Genomic DNA, 4,056 nt, shown 5'->3' with positions numbered 1-4,056 from the left:
GCCAGTTACGTATTGCTCCTGTAACCTCGTCGACATCTGGAGACATTCATCGCGGAGAGGAGTGCCCGATCCATCCATATCCGGTTCGGTAAGTGTCGACCCGCGTACGAAAGCAGCATTGGTTCCAACGCCCCTTGGCGCGCGTTGGTAGACAATGTCTTGAACATCCGGTTGATGGGTGCTCCGTCAGTGTCGGACTCGACGAAATACTGACGGATAAAAGGTCGGATCCTCTCCATGATCCACGGCCGCGCCCGAACAGGGGAAGTTTCGCGAATGGAGTGCGCTGCTTCTGAACATGTCGTAAAATCCCAGTGCAGAAAGGGGCGATGAAACCAACACACACAACGGCTGGCCAGAAAGCGTAGATAATTGCGACCGTAATCGCGTGTGGCCGACAAGACCTTGATGAATGTTGAATGCATGCTGTTTCCTGTTAATAAATTGGTGTTACGAACTGGGTGCCGGGTATTCATACCAATCAATCCAACCCGTCTGGTGAGAAGCGCGCCGATCCCGCGGCCGTCATCACCGTGGAAATACTCGTAAAACAGCAGGTGATCGCGAAAGTGGGGATCGTCTTGCAGTTTGACGTTGTCACCAAATATCGCTCTTCGACCCTGTTTGTCGCGACGAAAAAGCCGGGTCAGACGTAGTGCCAATTCATCGGCTACCTCATCGATCGAGAGATATTTTCCGGAACCGGTGGGACACTCGATCTTGAATTCGTCGCCATAAAAGGTGGCGAAGCGACGCAGCGAGGTGATCAGCAGAAAATTAACCGGGAACCAGATGGGACCGCGCCAGTTGGAATTGCCGCCAAACGCACTCGAATTCGACTCGCCCGGCTGAAAGGAGACTGACAGGGAGTGGTTCATGAAGTCGAAAATATACGGGGTCTCCTGGTGCGCGCGGGATAGGGAGCGCACACCGTAATCGGAGAGGAATTCTGTCTCGTCCAGCATGCGCCGAAGCAGACATTTCATGCGATGGCCGCGCAGCAGAGAGAGCAGCCTGCGATTGCCCCGGCCAGGTTCTTCCCAGTGGGAGACCTGGGCGGCCAGGTCGGGACGGTAGTTGAGAAACCACTTCAGGCGTCGTTTGAAGTCGGGCAGCTGCTCGATGAGTTCGGGTTCCAGAATCTCCACCGCGAAAAGCGGTATCAGTCCCACCATCGAGCGGATTTTCATCGGCATCAGCTTTCCATCGGGAAAACGCAGCACGTCGTAATAGAATTGATCTTCCTCGTCCCATAGGCCAACGCCCTGATCGCCGATATTGTTCATCGCTGCGGCGATATAGAGGAAGTGTTCGAAAAACTTGGTGGCGATGTCTTCGTAGGTGTGGTTGGTCTGCGCCAGTTCCAGCGCGATACGCATCAGGTTGAGACAATACATGGCCATCCAGCTGGTGCCGTCAGCCTGGTTGATATGGCCGCCGGTGGGCAGTGGGGAACTGCGGTCGAATACTCCAATGTTGTCCAGGCCGAGAAAGCCACCCTGGAAGATGCTGTTGCCGTCTGCATCCTTGCGATTGACCCACCAGGTAAAGTTGAGGATCAGCTTGTGCAGTTCCCGTTCGAGAAAATCGAGGTCGCCTTTGCCAGTGGTTTCGCGTTCGGTGCGATAAACCTCCCACACCGCCCAGGCATGAACTGGAGGATTGACGTCATCGAAGCCCCACTCATAGGCGGGGATCTGTCCGTTGGGGTGCATGTACCAGACCCGGGTCATCAGCAGCAGCTGGCGTTTGGCAAAGTCCGGGTCGACCATTGCCAGAGTGATGCAGTGAAAGGCCAGATCCCAAGCCGCGTACCAGGGGTACTCCCACTTGTCCGGCATGGAGATGATGTCGGCGTTGTTGAGGTGACGCCAGTCGCTATTGCGGCCATGACGGCGTTCCTTCGGTGGAGTTGACTGGCCCGGGTCGCCGTCAAGCCACTGCGGGATGTCGTAGTAGTAGAACTGCTTGCTCCAGATCATCCCCGCGAGGGCCTGGCGCTGAATCAGCCGGGCTTCGTCATCCGGCAGTCTCTTCTGTAGATCAGCGTAGAAGGCATCTGTCTCTGCAGTGCGCAATTTGAATATTGCATCGAAGTGCTCAAAAGGGCGCTGATCCCGCCCTTTTTTCAGCCGTACACGCACCTGTACCTGATCGAGGGCCGGGACTTCAAAGTAGTAGAGGCCGGCTGCCTTGGTGCCATTCTGCTGCGGGTTGATGGCAGTGTGATCGCCATTGATGACATAGTCGTGGAAGGCATCCTTGAAGTAGCCGCTGGCCTCCATTTCTTTCAATGGCTTTACATGGGTATCGTTGTTGCAGAAGAGCAACTCGGGGCCGCCGTCCAGATAACAGTGGTAGTCGCCCAGCTTCTGGTGGTGTATCGCAATGCAGCCACGCTCTGTGGCGGTGAGCGTCGGACGGGTCGGATCCTGGTCCCAAGCCCAAGTGTTGCGGAACCAGAGTTGGGGCAGCAGGTAGAGGGGGGCATCCTTATCGCCACGATTAAACACCGTGATTCGCATCAGGATGTCGTCCACATCCGCCTTGGCATATTCGACGAAGACATCGAAGTAGCGGTTTTCATCGAAGATGCCGGTATCAAGCAGTTCGTACTCGGGTTGATCCCTGCCGCGACGGTGATTCTCTTCCACCAGATCAACATAAGGGAAGGCACGCTGGGGGTATTTATAGAGCATCTTAAGGTAGGCGTGGCTCGGGGTGGCATCCAAATAGTAATAGAACTCCTTGACGTCCTCGCCGTGGTTGCCTTCACTGTTGGTCAAGCCGAACAGCCGCTCCTTGAGGATCGGATCTTGGCCGTTCCAGAGGGCGAGCGAAAGGCAGAGTCGTTGTTTTTCATCGCTAAACCCGGCAATGCCATCTTCGCCCCAACGGTAGGCGCGGCTACGTGCCTGGTCGTGGGTGAAGTACTCCCATGCCTTGCCACGGGGGCTATAGTCTTCACGCACCGTGCCCCACTGGCGCTCACTGAGATAGGGACCCCAGCGGCGCCATGCCTGCTTTCCACTAGCCTGTGCCGACACGCGCGCCCGCTCGGCATTTTCGATTCTGTCGGGCGCATTGGGCTTTTCGACACTCGCTGTTTTCCGGGTTGTTTTTTTCACGCCTTCCTCATCGTGCTGCCGCGCTCCTGCCAAGTCCGGCCTGGTCTGCTTCAATCAAGTGTAGGCAGAAAGGCCTCAGTTAGAGTGTGGCTCATCCGCGTGATGTTTCTCGCTGGCTTTACCATCTATATTGTGATTGGTCGTTTGAGCAGGCTGTCCCTTACACAGGTCTCATTCTGCCGGTGCCCAGGCGTGTTGTTCGAAGGCACTATCAAGCGGGGTTTTGGCAAGATGGTTGGTGAAGTTGCTGAGGGTCTTCTGTCCGACGCCGACCAGAACATCGAGGGCATGAGAGGGTTCAAAACCGGCAGCAAGAAATTCAGCCATCTCTGTCTCATCGATCCAGCCACGTTTTTCTATCAACCGATAGACGTAAACCCGTAGCGCCTCCAGTTTTGGATCGGTGATGGGATGATCGCTACGGATGGCCTCAACCACATCGGCGGGTACCTGCTCCATATCAGCGGCCAGGGAGTGGGCTGCCATGCAGTAATGACATTCGTGGAAACGGCTTACCGTCAATAACACCACTTGCCTCTCTGCTGCATTCAGGCCGCTTTTCGAAGATACTGGAAAGGGCGACATAGGCCTCTGCAGCCGAGAGGTCGCCATTACGCCAAGCAGGTTGGGAATAAATCCGAACAGACCGGCGACAGTATCCAATGTGGGGTGTGCAGCTTCAGGGGCTGATTCGCGGGAGTGGACAGGGAAACTCGACATGAGATGCTCCATTTTTAGTAATTGAGTGATCGCTCAATAACCATAGTTGTTATTGAACGATCGTTCAAGTACCGCTAGCATATAAGTAGTTCCATAATAGATTTGGTTGGAGTCATGGCTAGACCCATCGAGTTTGATCGTGAAAAAGCACTACAGGACGCAATGCTGCCACCCTAAGCAATGATGCAACTGAAACGAAGTACAACAA

Annotated in this window: 2 protein-coding genes; both read right to left on the bottom strand. The window is 55.1% G+C overall.

Annotated elements, in window-relative coordinates; translation table 11 throughout:
• Window positions 1-5: 5 nt before the first annotated feature.
• Window positions 6-3,128: an MGH1-like glycoside hydrolase domain-containing protein gene (locus tag G9Q73_RS14110; protein WP_304956602.1), complete on the bottom strand. Its 3,123-nt coding sequence runs from the start codon at window positions 3,126-3,128 to the stop codon at window positions 6-8.
• A 171-nt stretch (window positions 3,129-3,299) separates the two neighbouring features.
• Complete coding sequence (locus tag G9Q73_RS14105) at window positions 3,300-3,848, bottom strand: carboxymuconolactone decarboxylase family protein (protein WP_246345273.1); 549 nt, start codon at window positions 3,846-3,848, stop codon at window positions 3,300-3,302.
• Between the last annotated feature and the right edge of the window lie 208 nt (window positions 3,849-4,056).

The organism is endosymbiont of Lamellibrachia barhami (assembly GCF_011947365.2).
Taxonomy (GTDB): Bacteria; Pseudomonadota; Gammaproteobacteria; order Chromatiales; family Chromatiaceae; genus QGON01.
Note: the sequence above shows the minus strand (reverse complement) of the source record. Positions and strands in the feature narration are given on the sequence as shown.

Excerpts from the sequence above, each read along its gene's own strand:
- G9Q73_RS14105 (WP_246345273.1), bottom strand. The coding sequence starts at position 3,848 with ATGTCGAGTTTCCCTGTCCACTCCCGCGAATCAGCCCCTGAAGCTGCA.